This window comes from Ruegeria sp. YKSF070 (assembly GCF_059612725.1).
The window spans coordinates 93,870-114,701 of sequence record NZ_JBXWRD010000005.1 but is presented as its reverse complement, the minus strand read 5'-3'; the positions used below and the strand labels follow the sequence as shown (position 1 = coordinate 114,701).

23 protein-coding genes, 1 tRNA gene and 1 riboswitch are annotated in these 20,832 nt (G+C 64.3%); of the genes, 12 read left to right on the top strand and 12 right to left on the bottom strand.

The annotated features are described in order from the left end of the window. Positions 1-23: 23 nt before the first annotated feature. Genes AC2FL1_RS04265 through AC2FL1_RS04255 form a run of 3 tightly spaced genes read right to left on the bottom strand, consistent with a single transcriptional unit; the run spans position 24 to position 2,487 of the window. The gene (locus AC2FL1_RS04265; RefSeq protein WP_496876084.1) at positions 24-890 is read right to left on the bottom strand and encodes a DMT family transporter; all 867 of its coding nucleotides are present in this window, start codon (positions 888-890) and stop codon (positions 24-26) included. A gap of 5 nt (positions 891-895) precedes the next feature. Then, a complete protein-coding gene (gene cobO, locus AC2FL1_RS04260) occupies positions 896-1,495 on the bottom strand; it encodes a cob(I)yrinic acid a,c-diamide adenosyltransferase (protein WP_011046024.1) in 600 nt (199 codons plus the stop codon). Between the two features lie 56 nt (positions 1,496-1,551). Continuing rightward, entirely contained in the window at positions 1,552-2,487 is a 936-nt protein-coding gene (locus AC2FL1_RS04255; protein ID WP_496876083.1) for a DMT family transporter, read from the bottom strand. Positions 2,488-2,588: 101 nt separating this feature from the next. Between AC2FL1_RS04255 and AC2FL1_RS04250 the strand changes: the two genes are divergently transcribed. Beyond that, entirely contained in the window at positions 2,589-3,920 is a 1,332-nt protein-coding gene (locus AC2FL1_RS04250; RefSeq protein WP_496876082.1) for a CoA transferase, read from the top strand. Here the strand turns inward: AC2FL1_RS04250 and AC2FL1_RS04245 are convergent, their stop codons facing one another. From AC2FL1_RS04245 to AC2FL1_RS04230, 4 genes are all read right to left on the bottom strand, one after another. Further along, positions 3,921-4,862, bottom strand: coding sequence for an AEC family transporter (locus AC2FL1_RS04245; RefSeq protein WP_496876081.1), 942 nt, complete (start codon positions 4,860-4,862; stop codon positions 3,921-3,923). It lies immediately after the preceding gene. Next, positions 4,859-5,521: an HD domain-containing protein gene (locus tag AC2FL1_RS04240; RefSeq protein WP_496876080.1), complete on the bottom strand. Its 663-nt coding sequence runs from the start codon at positions 5,519-5,521 to the stop codon at positions 4,859-4,861. Before AC2FL1_RS04240 ends, AC2FL1_RS04245 begins: the two co-directional genes overlap by 4 nt. Beyond that, a complete protein-coding gene (gene aroC / locus AC2FL1_RS04235; RefSeq protein WP_496876079.1) occupies positions 5,505-6,605 on the bottom strand; it encodes a chorismate synthase in 1,101 nt (366 codons plus the stop codon). Before aroC ends, AC2FL1_RS04240 begins: the two co-directional genes overlap by 17 nt. Positions 6,606-6,758: 153 nt before the next feature. After that, positions 6,759-7,199, bottom strand: coding sequence for a 6,7-dimethyl-8-ribityllumazine synthase (locus tag AC2FL1_RS04230; RefSeq protein WP_496876078.1), 441 nt, complete (start codon positions 7,197-7,199; stop codon positions 6,759-6,761). A 76-nt stretch (positions 7,200-7,275) separates the two neighbouring features. Next, positions 7,276-7,472: riboswitch (FMN riboswitch) on the bottom strand. Between the two features lie 60 nt (positions 7,473-7,532). Here AC2FL1_RS04230 and AC2FL1_RS04225 point away from each other — a divergent pair. The 8 genes from AC2FL1_RS04225 to AC2FL1_RS04190 all read left to right on the top strand — a co-directional run bounded on the left by AC2FL1_RS04225 (position 7,533) and on the right by AC2FL1_RS04190 (position 13,317). After that, a complete protein-coding gene (locus tag AC2FL1_RS04225; protein ID WP_496876077.1) occupies positions 7,533-8,147 on the top strand; it encodes an FMN-binding negative transcriptional regulator in 615 nt (204 codons plus the stop codon). Positions 8,148-8,225: 78 nt separating this feature from the next. Next, positions 8,226-8,837, top strand: a complete 612-nt coding sequence (locus tag AC2FL1_RS04220; RefSeq protein WP_496876119.1) for a glutathione S-transferase — start codon at positions 8,226-8,228, stop codon at positions 8,835-8,837. 200 nt (positions 8,838-9,037) lie between these two features. After that, entirely contained in the window at positions 9,038-9,601 is a 564-nt protein-coding gene (petA, locus tag AC2FL1_RS04215; protein ID WP_496825176.1) for a ubiquinol-cytochrome c reductase iron-sulfur subunit, read from the top strand. Positions 9,602-9,613: 12 nt separating this feature from the next. Continuing rightward, complete coding sequence (petB, locus tag AC2FL1_RS04210) at positions 9,614-10,942, top strand: cytochrome b (RefSeq protein WP_011046034.1); 1,329 nt, start codon at positions 9,614-9,616, stop codon at positions 10,940-10,942. A gap of 18 nt (positions 10,943-10,960) precedes the next feature. Further along, positions 10,961-11,752: a cytochrome c1 gene (locus AC2FL1_RS04205; protein ID WP_496825175.1), complete on the top strand. Its 792-nt coding sequence runs from the start codon at positions 10,961-10,963 to the stop codon at positions 11,750-11,752. 219 nt (positions 11,753-11,971) lie between these two features. Next, positions 11,972-12,226: a PepSY domain-containing protein gene (locus AC2FL1_RS04200; RefSeq protein WP_496825174.1), complete on the top strand. Its 255-nt coding sequence runs from the start codon at positions 11,972-11,974 to the stop codon at positions 12,224-12,226. Between the two features lie 6 nt (positions 12,227-12,232). Next, the gene (locus AC2FL1_RS04195; RefSeq protein WP_496876076.1) at positions 12,233-12,799 is read left to right on the top strand and encodes a cytochrome b/b6 domain-containing protein; all 567 of its coding nucleotides are present in this window, start codon (positions 12,233-12,235) and stop codon (positions 12,797-12,799) included. Next, the gene (locus AC2FL1_RS04190) at positions 12,796-13,317 is read left to right on the top strand and encodes a helix-turn-helix transcriptional regulator (RefSeq protein ID WP_496825172.1); all 522 of its coding nucleotides are present in this window, start codon (positions 12,796-12,798) and stop codon (positions 13,315-13,317) included. The genes AC2FL1_RS04195 and AC2FL1_RS04190 overlap by 4 nt, the downstream gene beginning before the upstream one ends. Before the next feature lie 79 nt (positions 13,318-13,396). Here AC2FL1_RS04190 and mtaB read toward each other — a convergent pair whose 3' ends face one another. Both mtaB and dapF read right to left on the bottom strand, forming a co-directional pair. Then, positions 13,397-14,653, bottom strand: coding sequence for a tRNA (N(6)-L-threonylcarbamoyladenosine(37)-C(2))-methylthiotransferase MtaB (mtaB, locus tag AC2FL1_RS04185; protein WP_496876075.1), 1,257 nt, complete (start codon positions 14,651-14,653; stop codon positions 13,397-13,399). After that, complete coding sequence (gene dapF, locus AC2FL1_RS04180) at positions 14,650-15,489, bottom strand: diaminopimelate epimerase (protein WP_496876074.1); 840 nt, start codon at positions 15,487-15,489, stop codon at positions 14,650-14,652. The genes mtaB and dapF overlap by 4 nt, the downstream gene beginning before the upstream one ends. Before the next feature lie 209 nt (positions 15,490-15,698). Between dapF and AC2FL1_RS04175 the strand changes: the two genes are divergently transcribed. Then, a tRNA-Lys gene (locus tag AC2FL1_RS04175) sits at positions 15,699-15,774 on the top strand. A gap of 43 nt (positions 15,775-15,817) precedes the next feature. Here the strand turns inward: AC2FL1_RS04175 and AC2FL1_RS04170 are convergent. Beyond that, on the bottom strand, positions 15,818-16,099 hold the full coding sequence (locus AC2FL1_RS04170) for a hypothetical protein (RefSeq protein WP_496876073.1): 282 nt from the start codon (positions 16,097-16,099) through the stop codon (positions 15,818-15,820). A gap of 238 nt (positions 16,100-16,337) precedes the next feature. On the opposite strand from AC2FL1_RS04170, the gene AC2FL1_RS04165 reads away from it, so the two are divergent. Continuing rightward, a complete protein-coding gene (locus AC2FL1_RS04165) occupies positions 16,338-17,978 on the top strand; it encodes a sulfatase-like hydrolase/transferase (RefSeq protein WP_496876118.1) in 1,641 nt (546 codons plus the stop codon). A 177-nt stretch (positions 17,979-18,155) separates the two neighbouring features. Here the strand turns inward: AC2FL1_RS04165 and pheS are convergent, their stop codons facing one another. Both pheS and AC2FL1_RS04155 read right to left on the bottom strand, forming a co-directional pair. After that, entirely contained in the window at positions 18,156-19,229 is a 1,074-nt protein-coding gene (gene pheS / locus AC2FL1_RS04160; RefSeq protein ID WP_496876072.1) for a phenylalanine--tRNA ligase subunit alpha, read from the bottom strand. A 105-nt stretch (positions 19,230-19,334) separates the two neighbouring features. Continuing rightward, a complete protein-coding gene (locus tag AC2FL1_RS04155; RefSeq protein WP_496876071.1) occupies positions 19,335-20,102 on the bottom strand; it encodes an AraC family transcriptional regulator in 768 nt (255 codons plus the stop codon). Positions 20,103-20,173: 71 nt separating this feature from the next. Between AC2FL1_RS04155 and AC2FL1_RS04150 the strand changes: the two genes are divergently transcribed. After that, on the top strand, positions 20,174-20,776 hold the full coding sequence (locus AC2FL1_RS04150; protein ID WP_496876070.1) for a pyridoxamine 5'-phosphate oxidase family protein: 603 nt from the start codon (positions 20,174-20,176) through the stop codon (positions 20,774-20,776). The last annotated feature ends 56 nt before the right edge of the window (positions 20,777-20,832 follow it).

Sequence of the window (20,832 nt, the reverse complement as noted above, 5' to 3'; positions counted from 1 at the left end):
GCGGCTGGCCCCGATGGGGCCAGTCAGCGTCTGGAGCGGCCTTCGCGCAGGATGGTGTAGATGCCGCCCGCGACGATGATGGCGCTGCCGATCCAGGTAGCTGTGTCGGGGCTTTCGCCGAAAACGACGATACCGAGGATCATGGCAAAGACCAGCCGCGTATAGCGGAACGGCGCGATGACCGAGATCTCGCCGCGCCGCATCGCGCGGGTCAGGCATTCGTATGCGAGTACGCCGAGCAGGATCGCGGCACCCAGGTGCCGCGCAGTGCCCCAATCCGGCAGGGTTGCGCCACCGGTCCAGCCGAGCGCCAGCACGCCCGAGACCACCAGCGCGCCAAAGCCGTAGACGCCCAGTTGCGCGTTGCTCAGCCGGGGCCGCGCGGCGCGGGTGGCCAGGTCGCGCCCGGCAAAGCCGATCATGCCGAGGACGGCAAAGATCGAGGCGGGCACGAAGCCCTGCATCCCCGGGCGCAGGATCAGCAGCACGCCCGCCAGCCCGATCAGGATCGCCACCCAGCGCCGCCAGCCCACCGTTTCGCCCAGAAACAGCGCTGCCCCCATCGCTACCACCAGCGGTGTCGCCTGAAGGATGGCGGAGGTGCTGGTGAGAGGGGTCAGCGCCAGCGCCAGCGTATAGCAGATGCGCCCCATCACCTCGAAGCCCGAGCGGATCGCGAGCGTCCGGTCGGGGCGGACAAACGCGGCCTCACCCCGCCTGTGGGCCAGCAGGGCAAAGATGCCCATGCCGCCCAGCCCGAAGAGGATCAGCACCTGCCCGACGGGCAGGACAGCGGTGGCGGATTTGACGAACATATCCTCGAGCGCAAAGGCACCCATGGCGGCCACCATATAGAGGCTGCCGCTGAGGTTCTCGGCCTGACGGCTCATGGGTGTCAGAAATCCACGCCGCGCTGCGCCTTGATCCCGGCCTCGAACGGATGCTTTTCGACCGTCATTTCGGTCACCAGATCGGCATAGTCGCGCAGCGCCTGCGGCGCATCGCGCCCCGTCAGGAACACGCTGGTGCGGTCCGAACGAGCCTGAAGCCCGTCGAGTACCGTATCGACCGAGAGGTATTCATAGCGCAGCGCGATATTGATCTCGTCCAGCACCACCAGGTCATAGTCGCCGCTTTCCATCAGTTCGCGCGCCTTGCCAAAGGCGGCGGTGGCGGCGGCGATGTCGCGGTCGCGATCCTGGGTGTCCCAGGTGAAGCCCTCGCCCATCGTGTGCCAGGTCACCAGGTTATGCTCCTCGAAGAAACGCCGCTCGCCGGTCTTCCACTTGCCCTTGATGAACTGGACCACGGCCACCTTCTGTCCCCAGCCCAGCGCCCGGATCACCACGCCGAAGGCGGCCGAGGATTTGCCCTTGCCCTTGCCGGTGTTGATCAGCACCAGCCCGCGGCCGGGGTCGACCGCCTCGGAGACTTTCTTGCGGTGCTCGGCCTGCACAGCCTTCATCTTTTCCTTGTGGTCCTGCGCGTCGGTCATTTGTGTTCCTTTCCCGGTTGCGCGCTACCCTAGGGCGTGGCGCGGAAAGGTAAAGGTCACGCCTTTGGATTGAGCGGGCGCGTCTTCACATTGTCGAGGCCCAGCTGCCGCTCGCGCCAGATCACCACCACGTTGCCGGCGATCACCAGTAGGGCGCCGGCCAGCATCACCAGGGTCGGCAATTCGTCGAACCAGACATAGCCGATGATGATGGCGAACAGCATCGAGGCATAGTCATAGGGCGCCAGCATGGAGGCCTGGCCAAAGCGGTAGGAGGAGGTGACGAGGATCTGCGCCACCCCGCCGATCAACCCGGTCAGGATCAGGATCGCGGCCTGTTCCACAGTCGGCATGGTCCAGCCGAAAAACGCCGTCAGCGCGGACAGGAGGGTCGCGGTGAGCGAGAAGTAGAAGACGATGGCGGCGGCGTGATCGACCTGTACCAGTTGCCGGATATGGATCTGGACAAAGGCGCGCGCCACGGTCGCGCCCAGCACGCAGAGCGCGCCGATGGTGGCCGCCTGATCCAGCGAGGCGCCGGTGCCCAAGCGCGGCCAGAGCATGACGATCACGCCCAAAAGGCCCAGAGCGACCGCGCCGATGCGCACCAGGCGGATGGTCTCTCCCAGCATCAGTGCCGCGAGGATCAGGGTAAAGATCGGGGTGGCATAGCCGATGGCCGTCACCTCGGGCAGGGGAAGCAGGCCGAGGCCGGTAAAGGTCAGCCCCATGGCGCTGGTGCCCAGGAGGCCGCGCCAGAAATGGCCCATGGGTTTCTTGACGATCAGACCCTGCCGCAACTGGCCGCGCGCGATCAGGTAGACAAGGATGACGGGGATGGCAAAGAGCGAGCGGAAGAACACCATCTCGCCGGGCGGGAAATCGGCCGACAGCGCCTTGATCATGGCCGACATCACGGTGAACAGCACCAGCGCGCTGAGCTTCAGCGTGATGGCCAGGACCGGTCGATGCGATGTTAAGGGGTTTGCCATGGCGCGACCCTGCGCCTTTGGCGGGCAAAGATCAATCGCTTGATTTCTGCTATCGGTAACAGTCATTGTGCAGGTGCAGAAAGACAGTGGGAGCACAGGGTATGGATCAGCTAGCAGCCGCGTTTGGGCCGCAGGCGTTTGATGTTCAGGGCGTGGGCGCGTGGCGATCCCGGTTCGCGGTGACCGATCTGGCAACCCGATGCTTTGGCGCGGTGGGCGCGGCGCTGGGCGAGGTAATCGAGGCCACGGGTCTTGGGCCGCGCCCGGCGGTGACGGTGGATCGGCGGCTGGCCTCGCTGTGGTATTCCTGGTCGATCCATCCGCAGGGCTGGCAGATGCCCGGCGCCTGGGACCCGATTGCGGGGGATTATGCGGCGGCGGATGGCTGGATCAGGCTGCATACCAATGCGCCGCATCACCGGGATGCGGCGCTTTCGGTACTTGGGTGTCCGGCGGAGCGGTCGGCGGTTGCCGAGGCGCTGCGAGGCTGGCAGATCGACGCGCTGGAAACGGCAGTTGTCGGCGCGGGCGGGGCAGCGGCGGCGATGCGCGACCGCGCGGCCTGGCTGGCGCATCCGCAGGGGGCGGCGGTGGCGGCGGAGCCGTTGGTGCATTGGGCGCAGCGCGCGGGTGCCTTGCGCGATTTTCGCGGCACGCGGGCGCGGCCGCTGGCGGGGCTGAGGGTGCTTGATCTGACACGGGTGCTGGCGGGGCCGATGGCGACGCGAACGCTGGCCGGATACGGGGCCGAGGTCCTGCGCATCGACCCGCCAAGCTGGTCGGAACCGGGGGTGGTGCCGGATGTGACACTGGGCAAGACCTGTGCCCATCTGGATCTGAAACAGGCCGCCGACCGGGAGAGCTTCGAGGCGTTGCTGGCAGGGGCGGATGTTCTGGTGCATGGCTATCGTCCCGGCGCGCTGGATGCGATGGTTTCGCCCGAGCGGCGTTTGGAACTGGCGCCGAACCTGATCGAGGTGAGCCTCTGCGCCTATGGCTGGACCGGGCCATGGGCCGGGCGACGCGGCTTCGATTCGCTGGTGCAGATGAGCTGTGGCATTGCCGAGGCGGGCATGGGCTGGGCCGGGGCCGAAAAACCGCATCCGTTGCCGGTGCAGGCGCTGGACCATGCGACGGGGTATCTGATGGCGGCTTCGGTCCTGTCGGCGCTGGCGCGGGCGGCGCGGGGAGAGGGCGTGTCCTCGGCCCGGTTGTCGCTGGCGCGCACGGCGGAGCTGCTGTGTTCCATGGAAAAGGCAGAGGAGGGTCCGGCGATTACCGGCTCCACTCCCGGTGACCTGTCGGACTGGGAGGAGCGGACGCCCTGGGGACCGGCGCGGCGGCTGAAACCGGCGCTGAGTGTCGAGGGGGCGCCGATGCGTTGGGACAGTGCGGCTTGTGATCTGGGATCTTCACCTGCCGCCTGGCGCTGATCAGGTCAGCCACCAGAGCAGGCCGGAGAGGGTGAAGAAGGCCAGCGTTGTTGTCGTGAGCAGCGCGATCGAGGCCATGCCCTCGTGCCCCGCCTCCTGCGCCAGAACGGCGTAGATGCCGAACATCGGCATCGCCGCCGACAGGATCAGCGCGGTGCGCATGTCGGCATCCATCGGCAGACCGACGGCGGCGACCAGCATCACCGCCAGCAGGGCCAGCGCCGGGTGCAGCAGCAGTTTCAGCGCAGAGATCTGCACCGCGTGCCAGCGGCTGCCGCGCCAGCTGAGGCCCGCGAGCGAGCCGCCGATCACCACCAGCGCCAGCGCCGAGGCAGAGGCGGCCAGCATCTGCATCAGCCTTGTCACGGTTTGCGGCACCGGCACGCCGGCAAGGCTGACCGCGAGGCCCAGCAGCAGGCCGATCACCATCGGGCGTTTCAGCACACCCCAGAAGATGCCGGCGATGCGCCGACCGATGCCGCCCTGCGCACGCCCGCGCGCCATGTCCATCAGGATCAGGCAGGTGGGGATGATCAGCACGTTTTCGACCAGCATGTTCAGCGCCAGAATCACGCCCGCCAGATCGGGAAAGGTGAGCAGCATCACCGGATAGCCGACAAAGCCGGAATTGGGGCAGGAGCTGCCCATCACTGCTACCGCACGGCGGGTGGCGTCAGTGCCCGACAGGGTGAACCACAGGTAGCTGAGTGCCACGGTGCCGAGCCCGGCGACGGCAAAGGCGAGCATGTAGCCGGGGTGGAACACCTCGGCCACGTTGCGGCTGGCCACCGCGTTGAAGAGGAGCGCGGGCAGGGCGATGTCCATCACGTAGCGGCCCAGAACCCGCATGTCAGCGGTGCTGGACCAGCCTTGCCGGACCACCAGAAACCCGATGGCGAGTGCTGCGTAGATCGGAAAGGTGATAGTCAGGATCTGGCTCATGCCGCGGTCCATTCGGCAGGCAGAGGCGCGCCGATCTCAGCCGCGAAATCGTCGAGGAAGCGCAGCATCAGCGCGATGCGGGCCTGGGCGAGGGCGCGACCTTTTTCGGTCAACATGCCCTGCGGCAGGGACAGCAGTTTCACCCGCCAGTGGTCGAGCGAATAGAGCGCATCGTCGGGCGCGCGGTGTTCGCAGAAGGGATCGGCGGGATCATAAAGCGCCCGGCCTAGCGAGCCCGACACCGAGAAGTTGCGGGCGATGCCGATGGCGCCCAGCGCATCGAGCCGGTCGGCGTCGCGCAGGATGCGCGCCTCTTCGGTCTCCGGCGGGATCCCGGCCGAAAAGCTGTGCGCGGCGATGGCGTGGCCGGTGGCCGCGATCTGCGTGTCGTCAAAGCCAAGGTCGTGCAGGATCGGTGCCGCCGCCTCGGCCGAACGGCGCGAGGCGGTGTGCCGGTCGGGCGCGTTCTTGGGCAGGTTCACCAGATCGTGCAGATAGCTGGCGGCCAGCAACACATCCCTGTCGGCATCGGGGCCGGCAATGGCCTGCACATTGACCCAGACCCGGTCTAGATGAGCGAGGTCATGCGCCGGGTCGGTCGCCATACGCTGGGCGACGATCCCGCGCAGCGCCTGATGCAGATCAGCCGATATGGCCACGATTGGCCCCGATCTGGCCCCGGTGCAGCAGCAGGTGGTCGAGGATCACACAGGCCATCATCGCCTCGCCCACCGGCACGGCGCGGATGCCGACGCAGGGGTCGTGGCGACCCTTGGTGATGATCTCGGTCTCTTCGCCGGACTTGGTGATGGTCTTGCGGGTGGTCAGGATCGACGAGGTGGGTTTGGCCGCAAAACGCACCACGATATCCTGCCCGGTCGAGATGCCGCCCAAGATACCGCCCGCGTGGTTCGAGCTGTATTGCGGGCCGTTCTGGCCCATGAAGATCTCGTCGGCATTGGCCTCGCCGGTCAGTTCGGCGGCGGCCATGCCCTCGCCGATCTCGACGCCCTTGACGGCGTTGATCGACATCATCGCGGCGGCCAGATCGGTGTCGAGCTTGCCATAGACCGGCGCGCCGAGGCCTGCGGGCACGCCGCGCGCAACGACCTCGATCACCGCGCCGACCGAGCTGCCGGACTTGCGCAGCCCGTCGAGATAATCGGCCCAGTCGGTGGCGGCCTGGGCATCGGGCACCCAGAACGGGTTCTGTTCGATCTGCGCCCAGTCGAAGCGGGCGCGGTCGATCCGGTGCGGTCCCATCTGCACCATGTAACCGGTGATCTGGACATTGGGGGCAAGGGCGCGGATCACCTCGCGCGCGAGGCCGCCCGCTGCCACCCGCGCGGCGGTTTCACGGGCCGAACTGCGGCCGCCGCCGCGATAGTCGCGGATACCGTATTTCTGGAAATAGGTGATATCGGCATGGCCGGGGCGGAACTTGTCCTTGATATCCCCGTAGTCCTTGGACCGCTGGTCGGTGTTCTCGATCATCAGCTGCACCGGGGTGCCGGTGGTCTGCCCCTCGAACACGCCCGAGAGGATCTTTACCTCGTCGGCCTCACGTCGTTGGGTGGTGTATTTGTTCTGGCCGGGTTTGCGACGGTCTAGCCAGTGTTGAATCATCGCCTCGTCGATCGGCACGCCGGGCGGGCAGCCATCGACGGTGGCGCCAAGCGCGGGTCCGTGGCTTTCACCCCAGGTGGTGACGCGGAAGAGATGGCCAAAACTGTTCATCGACATGGGGGCGCTCCTTTGCGCGATGTGCTTAGCGGGGCGCGTCCCCGGCCTCAAGGGGTTTGCTGAGTGAAGGGGGGAAAGGGGACGCTGCCCCCCGCCTACAAAATTCGTCGAATTTTGTAGGCTCCCCCCGGAGTATTTGTAGCGGAATGAAGATCAAGCCACTTGCGTCAGTTTTGCGCGGGTCGCGGTGATCTGGAGCGCGGCGCGGGCGGCCTCGCGCCCCTTGTCCACGAAATGGGTGCGGAAGATGGCGTTGTGGTGATCGGTTTCCTGGTACTGATGCGGCGTGAGCGAGACCGACAGGACCGGAACGCCAGTGTCGAGGCCCGCGCGCATCAGCCCGTCGACCACTGCCTGAGCCACGAAATCGTGCCGGTAGATGCCGCCGTCGACCACGAAGGCGGCGCAGGCCACGGCGGCATAGCGGCCGGTCTGGGCGAGGTCGCGGGTGAGAAGCGGCATCTCGAACGCGCCGGGGACGTCGTAGATGTCGACCTGTTCCGCCGGAATGAGCTCGAGGAAGCCGTCGAGCGCGCGGTCGACGATATCGGCATGCCAGTTGGCCTTGATGAAGGCATAGCGGGTGTGTGTCATCATGATCTCCATTGGTTAGACACGTCACCCAAGGCGATCACGAACGGATGGGCGCACGCGGGAGCGTGGCCTGGCCGTGCGTTCTCTTTCATCCGGACTGTGACCGTCGGCTCTGGCCTCTCACCAGATCTGCTGACACTCTTCTGCTGGCTCCACGATCCGAAAACCGGTTCCCACTTTTCGGATCGTGGACGCGGGAAAAGCCGCTCGCGGGCTCGCGGGTCTGGCCCGCATACCGCCGGTGGGGAATTCCGCCCCGCCCTGAGAACGCGGGGACCTTGCCAAGACGCGGACGCCGCTGCAAGACGGAATCGACAGGAGAGGAGAAACGAGATGCATCCCAACCCGGCGTTTCGTGGCGAAAGTACCGCGCGCAATCTGGAGTTTGCCCGGGCGCGCGGGTTTGGCATCTTGGCGGTGGCGGTCGAGGGCGCGCCGCTGATCAGTCATGTGCCGTTTTTGCTGAACCCCGACGGGGACATGGCCGAGCTGCATCTGGTGCGGTCGAACCCGATCGTGCGGCTCTTGTCCGAACCGGTGGCGGTGCGGTTGGCGGTCAGCGGACCGGACAGCTATGTCTCGCCTGACTGGTACGGCGTCGCGGATCAGGTGCCGACCTGGAACTATGTTGCCGTGCATCTGACCGGTGAGTTGGAGTTGTGTCCGCAGGAAGAGTTGCCGGGCTTGCTGGACCGTCTTTCGGCCTATTTCGAGGCTCGGCTTTTACCCAAGCCTGCCTGGACCAGCGCCAAGATGTCACCCGGCGCGCTTGAGCGGATGTTGCGCATGATCGTGCCCTGCCGGATGCGCGTGTCAGATGTGCAAGGTACGTGGAAGCTTGGTCAGAACAAGCCCGAGATGGCACGGTATGGCGCGGCCGAAGGCATCGCGACCGCAGGTATCGGTGCGGAGCTGGATGCGTTGGCGGCTCTGATGCGGGGGGCTTGATCCCGGCACCGCGCGGCATACCACTAGTAACGGACGCGGATTGGTCCGCGCTGACAGGCAAAAAGGGAGACCATCATGATGAAGCTCTATTACAGCCCGACCTCGCCCTATGTGCGCAAGGTCATGGTGCTGCTGCATGAAACCGGCAAGCTGGGCGATGTCGAGCTGGTGACCGCCAGCGGCACGCCGCTGGTTCCGGCCGAGGCGCTCTTGGCCAAGAACCCGCTGACCAAGGTGCCGGCGCTGGAACGGCCCGAGGGGCCGACCCTGTTCGACAGCCGGGTGATCACCGCCTATCTGGATTCGCGTTACAAGGGTGGGCTGTACCCCGAGGGCGACGGGCGCTGGAACACGATGACGCTGGAGGCGCTGGGCGACGGTATCACCGACGCAGCGCTGTTGATGACCTATGAGGGGCGGCTGCGGCCCGAAGACATGCGCTGGGACGCGTGGACCGAAGGGCAGTGGAACAAGATCGCCCGCGCCTGCGTCGCGCTGGAGAACCGCTGGATGGCACATCTGGCCGGGCCGGTGGACATGGGGCAGATCGCGGTGGCCTGTGCGCTGGCCTATGTCGATTTCCGGCATGACGCGCGTGGTTGGCGCAACGGGAACCCGGCGTTGGCCGCATGGTTTGCCGATTTCGAATCGCGCGCCTCGATGGTCGAGACGCGCCCGCCTGCGGCCTGAGGGGGGCAAAAACTCCGGGTCGAGCTTGAAATTGTGTGGCTCTGCCGCGACATGAAAGGCAAACTGCGGCGTCCTGCGCGCCTATGACCGCTGGACGAACCGATTTCTCCCGGATAGATACCCGCGTTGAGTCACCGCATTTTATTGCGGTGCACATGCATGTTTGCCCGGACCCGGGCGCTGGAATCGGAGAAAACCTCGTGTCCCACGCAGAAGATCACGAAGGCACCCGCAGAGATTTCCTCTACTACGCCACGGCTGGCGCAGGTGTCGTAACCACCGGGGCCGCTGTCTGGCCGCTGGTCAACCAGATGAACCCGTCGGCGGATGTTCAGGCGCTGTCGTCGATTCGCGTTGACATCAGCGGTGTCGAGGTCGGCACCCAGATCAGCGTCAAGTTTTTGGGCAAGCCGGTGTTCATCCGCCGCCGCACCCAGGCCGAGATCGACGAAGCCCGCGCGGTCAATCTGTCCGATCTGATCGACAACGACTCCCGCAACCCCAACCTGAGTGGTGGCGGTGATGGCGGTGACGAGAACCGTTCGCTGGACGAAAACGGCGAATGGCTGGTGATGATGGGTGTCTGCACCCACCTGGGCTGTGTGCCTCTGGGTGATGGCGCCGGCGATTTCCACGGCTGGTTCTGCCCCTGCCACGGCTCGCACTACGATACCTCCGGCCGGATCCGCAAAGGCCCCGCGCCCGAGAACCTGCACATTCCGGTTGCAGAGTTCGTCGACGAAAACACCATCAAGCTGGGATAAGGAAGCGCGCTCATGGCCGGTATTCCGCACGACCATTACGAACCGAAGACGGGCGCCGAAAAGTGGCTGAACAGCCGCTTGCCCATCGTCGGCCTGATCTATGACACCATCATGATCCCCACCCCCAAGAACCTGAACTGGTGGTGGATCTGGGGCATCGTCCTGGCCTTCTGCCTGGCGCTGCAAATCGTCACCGGCATCGTGCTGGTGATGCACTACACCCCGCATGTCGACATGGCATTTGCCAGTGTCGAGCACATCATGCGCAACGTGAACGGCGGCTATATGCTGCGGTATCTGCATGCAAACGGCGCATCGCTGTTCTTTGTCGCCGTCTATATCCACATCTTCCGTGGCCTGTTCTACGGCTCGTACAAGGCCCCGCGCGAGATCACCTGGATCGTCGGCATGCTGATCTATCTCTGCATGATGGGCACTGCCTTCATGGGCTATGTGCTGCCGTGGGGACAGATGTCGTTCTGGGGCGCAACCGTGATCACCGGCCTGTTCGGCGCCATCCCCTTTGTGGGCGAGGCGATCCAGACCTGGCTGCTGGGCGGGCCCGCCGTGGACAATGCGACGTTGAACCGCTTCTTCTCGCTGCACTATCTGCTGCCCTTCGTCATCGCGGCGCTGGTCATCGTGCATATCTGGGCCTTCCACACCACCGGCAACAACAACCCCACGGGTGTTGAGGTTCGTCGCGGATCGAAAGCCGAGGCCGAGAAGGACACGTTGCCGTTCTGGCCCTACTTCGTGATCAAGGACCTGGTGGGCCTGGCCATCGTGCTGGTGATCTTCTGGGCGATCGTCGGTTTCATGCCGAACTATCTGGGCCACCCCGATAACTATATCGAGGCCAACGCGCTGGTGACGCCCGCGCATATCGTGCCCGAATGGTACTTCCTGCCGTTCTACGCCATCCTGCGTGCCTTCACCTCCGAGGTCTGGGTGGTGCAGATCGCCAGCTTTGTGACCGGCGGCATCATCGACGCCAAGTTCTTTGGCGTGCTGGCAATGTTCGGCGCGATCCTGGCGATGGCGCTGGCGCCCTGGCTCGACACTTCGTCGGTGCGTTCGGGCAAGTACCGTCCGATGTTCAAATGGTGGTTCTACCTGCTGATCATCGACTTCTTTGCCCTGATGTGGCTGGGCGCGATGCCGGCGGAAGAGCCCTATGCATCCTTCTCGCTGATCGCTTCGGCCTATTGGTTCGGCTACTTCTTCGTGATCCTGCCCATCCTGGGCGTGATCGAGAAGCCGCTGCCGCAGCCGGCCACGATCGAGGAAGACTTCAACGCGCACTACGGCACGGCGTCTGACGCCACTCCGGCCGAGTAAGAAGAGGGACCGGAACTCATGTTCAAGAAACTTGCAATCGGTGCCGCTTTTGCCCTGGCGCTTGCTCCTGTCGCATCTTTTGCGGCAGGCGGCGGCGAGCAGCATATCGAGGATTTCCAGTTCTCGTTCGAAGGCCCCTTTGGCACCTATGACCAGAACCAGCTGCAACGCGGCCTTCAGGTCTATACCGAGGTCTGTGCGGCCTGCCACGGCCTGAAATACGTGCCGCTGCGCACGCTGGGCGACGAGGGTGGCATCGGCTGGACCGACGATCAGGTCCGCGCCTATGCCTCCGAGACCTTCTCGGTCTATGATCCGGAATTGGAAGACGATCGTCCGGCGATTCCGACCGATCACTTCCCGGCCAACACCGCCGCTGGCGCCCCTGACCTCAGCATGATGGCCAAGGCACGCGCGGGCTTCCACGGACCCTACGGTCTGGGCATCAACCAGCTGTTCAAGGGGATCGGCGGCGCGGAATACATCGCCTCGCTGCTGACCGGTTACACCGGTGAGGAAAAGGAAGAAGCGGGTTCGATCCTGTATGAGAACACCGCCTTTCCGGGTGGCTGGATATCGATGGCGCCGCCGCTGAGCGACGAGCAGGTGGAATTTGCCGATGGCCATGCCAACGACCTGCACCACATGTCGGCTGACGTGTCGGCCTTCCTGATGTGGGCGGCCGAACCCAAGATGATGGCCCGCAAGCAGGCCGGTCTGGTGGGCGTGATCTTTCTGACCATCCTGGCCAGCATGCTGTACCTGACCAACAAGCGTCTGTGGGCGCCGCACAAGGGCAAGAAGCACTAAGCAGCTTTTGCACTTTGGTTTCGAGAGCCCCCGCACCCCGGTGCGGGGGCTTTTTGGCTTTCTTTGGACGTGATTGCCATCACTGCGAGCGTTCAGACCCATCAGCAGGGGCTTATTTCAGCAAAATAAGCCCCTGTTCGATGGCGAGAATGCCGGGGCAAGGCCAGTTTCGGGACAGACGGCGGATGGTCCGCCTGTCTCAAAATCAGGAGATGTCCCATGAAACCCCTTGCTCTGATTGCCGCGCTTGCTCTGGCCGCCAGCCCGGTTCTGGCCTTTGATCTGACCACCGACACCCAGTTGGGCAGCACCCCGGACGAGATCCGCGCCAGCCTGAAAGACCTGGGCTACGACGTTCGCAAGATCGAGGACGAGGACGGTAAGATCGAGGCCTATGTGGTCAAGGACAGCAAGATGGCCGAGGTCTATGTCGATCCCAAGACCGGCAAGGTCAGCAAGATCGAGATGGAGTGACGACGGATGGTCGGGACACCTGGCGGGCGTGAAAACGCCCGCGAGATCCGCGTCTGGGATCCGCTGGTGCGGCTGACGCATTGGGGTGTGGCGCTGGGCGTGCTGGTCAACAGTGCGCTGACCGATCCCGATGGTGCGCTGCACGAGCAGGTCGGCTATGGCGTGCTGGCGCTGGTTGTGCTGCGGCTCTTGTGGTGTATCGTTGGGCCGAAACCGGCGCGCTTCACCGCCTTCCCGCCCAACCCCGCTGCCGCTCTGGGGCACCTATGGGCGATGCTGCGGGGAGAGCGTAGGATTCACCTGTCGCATAATCCCCTGGGGGCACTGATGGTCTATAACCTGTGGCTGACATTGCTGGCGCTGAGCGCCACGGGCCTCATGATGGGCACGGTCACGTTCTTTGGCGTCGACTGGGTCGAGGAGGTGCACGAGGCGGCCTTTGGCTGGCTGATGTTCTCGGTGGCACTGCATGTGGGCGGTGTGCTGTTCGACCAATGGCGCACCGGCGTGCCGCTAGCACGCGCCATGGTGACAGGACGCAAGCGGATACAAGCGGAACGGCTGGACGGATGACCGCATGGCTCCGTCCCCTGATGCGGCCCGGCGACGCGGATGAGCGCCGGGCTGCAATCCTGGCCTGGATGATCGTATTGCAGGCCCTCTGTGCCCTGTTTTTCATTGGCGACGTTCTGGCCGACCTGAGGGCGGGGGACAACGACGGCCCCACGCATCTGTGGCTGGAAGGAGGTGTAGCGCTGGTTCTGTGTATCGGGCTGGGTGTACTGATGTACGAGTTGCGCCAATTGCTCTTGAGGATGGAGCGGGTCACCACGGGTCTGCGTGCAGCACGCGGTGAGATGGCCGAAGTGATCGAAGGTTTCTTTGCCGACTGGGGTCTGACACCCGCGGAGCGCGATGTGGCACTCATGATCCTCAAGGGGCTGGACAATGACAGTATCGCCACGCTCCGGGGTCGGGCGGCGGGGACGGTGCGGGCGCAATCGGCGGCGATCTATGCCAAGGCGGGGGTTGATGGGCGGACCCAGTTCCTGAGCCTGTTCATGGAAGAGCTGCTGGCTGATCCAGATTAGGGGAGGGGCGCTGCCCCTCTTGCCCTGCGGGCAATTCACCCCGGAGTATTTCCAACCAGAAAGAAGCGCGAGGGCGCTGTCACGCTGTCAGCGCGTTGCCCGAGGTGCCGGTTATCGTGGCGGTGACGATCTGGCCTTCGGGTTGCGGGGTCTTGAAGTTGACCTCGGTGAATTGCTCGGTGCGGCCCATATGGGGGCTTTCCATCAGGATGCGGTGGCTGCGGCCGACCTGTTCGGCAAGGTGCAGCGCCACACGCCTATCGCCTGCGTCGCGCAGGCGGGCTGCGCGGTCCTTGATGGTCTTGCCGTTCACCTGGCTGGGGATCCTGGCCGCAGGCGTGCCCTCGCGCCGGGAATAGGGGAAGACGTGCAACCAGGTCAGGTGGCAGTCATCGACCAGCTTCAGCGAGTTCTCGAAATGCGCCTCTGACTCGGTCGGGAACCCGGCAATGATGTCGGCGCCGAAGGTCATATCGGGGCGCAGGCGGCGGGCCTCTTCGGCAAAGCGGATGGCGTCGTCGCGCAGGTGGCGGCGTTTCATCCGTTTCAGGATCAGGTCGTCGCCATGTTGCAGGCTGAGATGCAGATGCGGCATAAGCCGCGGTTCGGTGGCGATGGCCTGCATCAGGTTCTCGTCCACCTCGATCGAATCGATGGAGCTGATCCTGAGGCGCGGCAGGTCGGGCACCAGCCGCAGGATGCGCATCACCAGATCGCCCAGTTTGGGCTCTGCGGGCAGGTCGGCGCCCCAGGAGGTGAGATCGACCCCGGTCAGCACCACCTCGTTATAGCCACGATCCACCAGCCGCTTGATCTGGTCCACTACGACGCCCGTCGGAACGCTGCGCGAGTTCCCGCGGCCATAAGGGATGATGCAGAAGGTACAGCGGTGATCGCAGCCGTTCTGCACCTGAACATAGGCGCGGCTGCGAGTGCCGAAGCCGTCGATCAGGTGGCCGGCAGTTTCGGTCACGCTCATGATGTCATCGACCTGCACCGCTTCGGTGTCGCCGATGAAATCGGCGGCCATGCTCTTCCAGGTCTCGGGCCGCATCTTTTCGGTATTGCCGATCACCGCGTCGACCTCTGCCATGGCGGTGAATGTCTCGGGTTCGGTCTGGGCGGCGCAGCCGGTGACGATCAGGCGCGCGGTGGGGTTCTCGCGGCGCAGGCGGCGGATCTCCTGACGGGCCTTACGCACCGCCTCGGCAGTGACGGCGCAGGTGTTGACGATGACGGCATTATCCAGCCCGGCCTGGGCGGATAGTTCCTTCATCGCCTCGGTCTCATAGGCGTTGAGACGACAACCCAGCGTGGTGAACTTGGGCGCGCTCATCTCAGGCTGGCCAGGAATTCAGGCGTCAGCGTAGCGCTGAAGACATGCATGGTGGGACCGGTCATCCAGACGCCATCTTCGCGCCAGTCGATCCAGAGCGTGCCGCCGTCAAGATCGATCTGCACCTTGCGGCCCGTCAGGCCCCTGCGCGCGGCCGCCACGGTAGTGGCGCAGGAGGAGGAGCCGGAGGCCAGGGTGATGCCGACGCCGCGCTCCCACACCCGCATGCGGATACGGTCGGGGCCGGTAACTTGCGCCACCTGCACATTGGTGCGCTGCGGGTAGAGCGGATGATGCTCGTAGCGCGCGCCGAACTCGGCCAAGGGGATCGCTTCGGCATCGGCCACGAAGAAGGTGCAATGCGGGTTGCCCATGCCGGTGGCAGTCGGGCTGCCCTCGATGGGCAGTTCCAGCGTGTCCATCTCTTCGGCCAGCGGGATCTCGTGCCACAAAAGTTGCGGCGCGCCCATGTTGACCGACGTCAGCCCGTTGCCCGCGTCGCGCGCATATAGGTCGCCACGGTCGGTGGTCAGGTGCAGGTCGGTCTTACCGGTCTCGTCCATCAGGTAGCGCGCAATACAGCGGGTGGCATTGCCGCAGGCGGCCGAGGTCGAACCGTCGGCGTTCAGAAACACGAGATGCGCGTCGCCCTTTCCCTGCTCGATCAGCGCCAACTGGTCGAATCCCACTCCGAGATGGCGATGCGCGATACCCCGGGCCAATGCAACTGTGACGTCGACCGGATGCGCCCGCGCATCGACAACGACGAAATCGTTGCCCAGCCCGTGCATCTTCATGAAGGTCATACCGGTGGTCTGCTGTGTCATGGCGGGCATATAACGCTGCCAAGGAACTTATTCCAGCCTGCTGCGTGGATTAGGCAAAAAAGGGGGTTGACCCCCCTCTGCCACCTGCCTAATTAGGCCGCCTATCGGGTCGCTGGACACGCCGGAAACGAAAGCGACACGAGGTGCAAATAAGCCCTTGAACCTGATCGGTGAATTGGCTTAGAGAGCGCCACGGGTCGAAAGACTGGACAGAGAGTGGGCCGTTAGCTCAGTTGGTAGAGCAACTGACTTTTAATCAGTGGGTCGCAGGTTCGAATCCTGCACGGCTCACCACTTCTCATAAATTATCCTTTCCCTGCTTGGGGTTGGTGTCGGATTAGACAAACCTCTTGGGAAGGTTCGGCAAGTCGCGCTCGCCATTCGGGCGGGCGATCAGTTTTTCAATCGCGGAATCGGCCATACCTTCGCGGCCAGCGGCCCTGGTGTGGCGCTGCACGAGGGCCAGTGTTTTGTGGCATGTGACCGTGACGATCTCGTGCGCGGTGGCCCCAGCCTCGGCCAATCGGCGCGCGCAGGCCTTGCGCAGCCAAACGGGATCTGTTGTTGCTCTCTCTCGTGCACTTCCGCGCTGTTGATACAGTTTCGCGGAACCGAGCATGACGACACAGTTTGAGGCAGTTGTCACACGGTCTCGGCACGAAGCGGATATCCAGTCGCCTATCCTAAGCCAGGCTGCGAAGGGATTGGTGGACAAGATTAAGGCGCAAAAATCCCACGAAAACAGTCGCTTTTCGTTCCAAGGTAGCGTGGCTACACTGTCGGAATTCGAATCCGGGCTGGACGGATGACCAATTTAGACGGCAGAGGCGTGACACACCGTGAATATCCTGTTCATCATGTTCGACCAGTTGCGCTGGGATTACCTGAGCTGTTATGGCCACGAGACCCTGAACACACCCCATATCGACCGTCTGGCGGCGCAAGGGGTGCGCTTCGACCGCGCCTATATCCAATCTCCGATCTGTGGCTCGTCCCGGATGAGCACCTATACCGGGCGCTATGTGCACTCACACGGAGCCAGCTGGAACGGCATTCCGCTCAAGGTGGGCGAGATGACCATGGGTGACCACCTGCGGGCCACCGGCATGGGCTGCTGGCTGGTGGGCAAGACACATATGCGCGCGGACGAGGAGGGCATGGCGCGGCTGGGGCTTGAGCCGGATTCGCTGATCGGGGCGCGAGTGGCGGAATGCGGTTTCGACGTGTTCGAACGCGACGATGGCATGCTGCCCGAGGGGCCGGACGGGTATTACGATCCCGATGGCGCCAAGGAATACAACAAGTACCTGCGCGCCAAGGGCTATGAGAGCGACAACCCCTGGCACGACTTTGCCAATTCCGGGCTGGACGACGAGGGCAATGTGCAATCGGGCTGGTTCCTCAAGAACGCGACCCGCCCCGCCAATATCGCCGAAGAGGACAGCGAGACCCCCTATCTGACCACCCGCGCGATGGAGTTCATCGAACAGCAGACCGGCCCCTGGTGCTGTCACCTGAGCTATATCAAGCCGCATTGGCCCTATATCGTGCCCGAACCCTATGCCAGCATGTATGGCCCCGAACATGTGCAGGACGTGGTGCGCAGCGACAGCGAACGGCAAAACGCCCATCCGCTGTTCAAGGCCTTCATGGAGACCAAGGTGGGCGAGGCGTTTTCCCGGCAAGAGGTGCGCGATGCGGTGATCCCCGCCTATATGGGGCTGATCAAACAGGCCGACGACCAGATGGGGCGGCTGTTCAAATGGCTCGAGGAGACCGGGCGCATGCAGGACACGATGATTGTCCTGACCTCGGATCATGGCGATTTCCTGGGCGATCACTGGATGGGGGAAAAGACCTTCTTCCACGATGCCGCGACCCGGGTTCCGCTGATCGTCTATGACCCGCGCCCCGAGGCCGACGCGACCCGGGGCAGCGTCTGTGACGCGCTGGTCGAAAGCATCGACCTGGCGCCGACATTCGTCGAGGCGGCGGGCGGTAAACCGGCGATGCATATCCTCGAAGGGGAAAGCCTGATCCCGATCCTGCATGGCGCGCGCGACCATACGCTGCGCGATCACGTGATCTGCGAGTACGATTTCTCGGCTTCGCCGATTGCGCATCTGAACGACATCTCGGTGCGACAGGCGGTGATGTTCATGGTGGCGGACAAGAACTGGAAACTGATCCATTTCGAGGCCGACCCGCGCCCGATGCTGTTCGATCTGAAGAACGACCCGCAGGAACTGGTCGATCTGGGCGGCGACCCGGCCCATGCCGATGTGATAGCCGGGATGTATGACAAACTGTTCCGATGGACCCGCCGCCAGTCGCAACGCACCACTCGCAGCGAGGAACAGCTGATCGCCATGCGCACCAAATCCCGCAAACGCGGGATCGTGCTGGGCATCTATGACGAGAACGAGACGCCGCTGGAGCTGACCGTGAAGTATCGCGGCCGCAAGGCACGGCCCTACAAGGACTATCTGAAGGGGTGAAAACTGCGCAAACGCCAGACCGCGGGATGGCGAACCAACGGTTGAGCGGGGCAGTTTATACCAGCCAAGTCCGGATAACCGCCGAAGGGCGCGCTGGCGGCTGCATATCGCCAGCCCTTGCGGGCGGTCTGGCGATTGCGCGGCGGCCTGCGGCCTTGATTCCGCGCAGTCGCAGGATCACCTACTCAACCCACCATGCAGGTTCGGCATGTCCAGCGCGGCAAACCCATAATGCCTTAGCCAGCGCAGGTCTGAATCGAAGAAGGCGCGCAAATCGGGGATGCCGTATTTCAGCATCGCCAGGCGGTCGATACCGATGCCGAAGGCAAAGCCCTGATACACATCCGGGTCGATGCCGCCGGCGGCGATCACCTTGGGGTGCACCATGCCGGAACCCAGAATCTCCAGCCAGTCGTCACCCTCGCCGATCTTCAGCTGACCACCTTCCCAGGAACAGCGGATATCGACTTCGGCCGAGGGTTCGGTGAAGGGGAAATGCGAGGCGCGGAAGCGCAGTTCGACATCGTCCACCTCGAAGAACGCCTTTACGAATTCCTCGAGTGTCCATTTCAGGTTCGCCATCGAGATACCGCGGTCCAGCGCCAGGCCTTCGACCTGGTGGAACATCGGCGTATGGGTCTGGTCGTAATCGGCGCGATAGACGCCGCCCGGACAGATCACGCGCAGGGGCGCGCCGATTTTTTCCATCGAGCGGATCTGCACCGGCGAGGTATGGGTGCGCAGCACATGCGGCGGGCGATTGTCGCCCTCGGCGCGGTGCATGTAGAACGTGTCCATCTCGGCCCGCGCGGGGTGGTGGCCGGGGATGTTGAGCGCGTCGAAATTGTACCAGTCGGTGTCTATGCGCGGCCCTTCGGCAACCGAGAAGCCCATTTCGGCAAAGATCGCGGTCAGTTCCTCGCGGGCCTGGCTGATCGGATGCAGCGTGCCCTGGCGGCGGTTGCGCGCGGGCAGGGTCACGTCCAGCCATTCGCTGCGCAGACGCTCGTCAAGCGCGGCATCGGCCAGCGCCGCCTTCTTGGCGGCCAGCGCAGAGTTGATCTCGTCCTTGAGCGCGTTCAGCGCCGGGCCTGCGGTCTGGCGTTCCTCGGGCGTCATCTTGCCCAGTTCGCGCATCATCAGGGCGATCTCGCCCTTCTTGCCCACGGCGGCAAGGCGGATCGCCTCGATCGCGGCCTCGTCGGCGGCCTCTGCGATCTGGCCCAGATATTTGGCTTTAAGATCGTCCATGACGGTCCCCTGAATTTGGTCCAGAACCTGCTATCGGCCAATGGGCGCGATTGCAAGACGGGCTGGGTGGTTTGACCCGGCTGTTTCACGGATGCCGCGCCTGTCTCAGGTCATGCGCCTCATCATCGCCGCCATGGTATAGGCATTGGCATAGCCCAGATCGCGGGCGACCCGGGAGGCGGGCCTGCCCTCGGCCAGGCCCCGCAGCGCCGCCTGACAGTGCAGCCGTTGCGCCCATTTACCGAAACTCACGCCGGTTTCCATCTGGAAATGTCGGCTGAAGGTGCGGCGGCTCATCCCCGCCTCGGCGGCCCAGCCGTCCAGGTCGCGCGGGCTGGCGGGTGTGGCGATCAGCGCGTCGCAGACCCGGCGCAAACGCGGATCGACGGGGTATGGCAGTGCCAGGGGCGAGACCGGGGCGGCCAGCAGTTCGATCAGGATAAGCTGGCTCAGATGCAGGGCGCGGGGCGGCATCGGCCAGGGATTGTCCATCTCGCAGAGTGCCGCGATCATTTGCGCCAACAGCGGCGACACCGTGACCAACCGGCATCGGGCCAGCGCATCCGCACCGGGCAGGCCTGCGCGGACATAGAGCGATTGCAGGCGCACAGCGCCGATCATGCGAATTTCGTGCGGCTGCTCTGCCGGGACGATCAACCCATATCCGGGCGGGATGGCATAGGACATGGCCTCCGTCTCGGCCATCATCAGGCCCGAGACCGCATAGATCAGCTGATGCCGGGGATGCCGATGCCGGACCGAGACATAGCCGTCGCGATAGTCGCGCGCATAGCCGACCACATCATGTGGAAGGGACTGCACGCGATCCGCCGAGGAGCCCGGCAATTGGAACTGATCGTCAAATTGGCCCATTTGCAAAATCTTTGGCCACATTTCTCAAAAAGGACAAGCTAGGACAGGGGCAATCTGGAAAGGAGCTGCCGATGCGCCCCATCACCGACATGACCGAGCTTGAAACCCTTTACGACGCGGCGGTGCCCGCTTCGCTGACCAAGGTGCGTACAAGGCTGAGCCCGCTTTACCGTCAATGGATCGAGACAGCACGGTTCTGCGTGCTATCGACGGTCGGCCCCGAGGGCACCGATGCCAGCCCGCGCGGCGATGATGGCCCGATGGTACGCATCGTCGATGACAGCACTCTTTGGCTGCCAGACTGGCGCGGCAACAACCGGATCGATTCCCTGCGCAACATCGTCCGCGACAACCGGGTGAGCCTGATGTTCATGGTGCCCGGCTGTCAGAATGTGGTGCGGGTGAACGGCACCGCCTTTCTGACCCCTGACGCTCAGGCCCGCGCCAGTTTCGAGCGCAAGGGGCGCCAGCCCGCAACGGTCATCGTGATCCAGGTGGGCGAGATGTATTTCCAATGCGCCAAGGCGCTGATGCGCTCGGGCCTTTGGACGCGGGGCGACGAAAGCGGGCTGGTCCCCACGGCGGGACAGTTCCTGCGTGAACAGGACGACGGGTTCGCCGCCGAGGACTATGACGCGGGCTATGCCGAATACGCCAAGTCGCGGATGTGGTGAGCGACTGCGCAGACCAAGAGTTGGAGGGGAGCAAAGACACGCGTCCCAAGTGATGC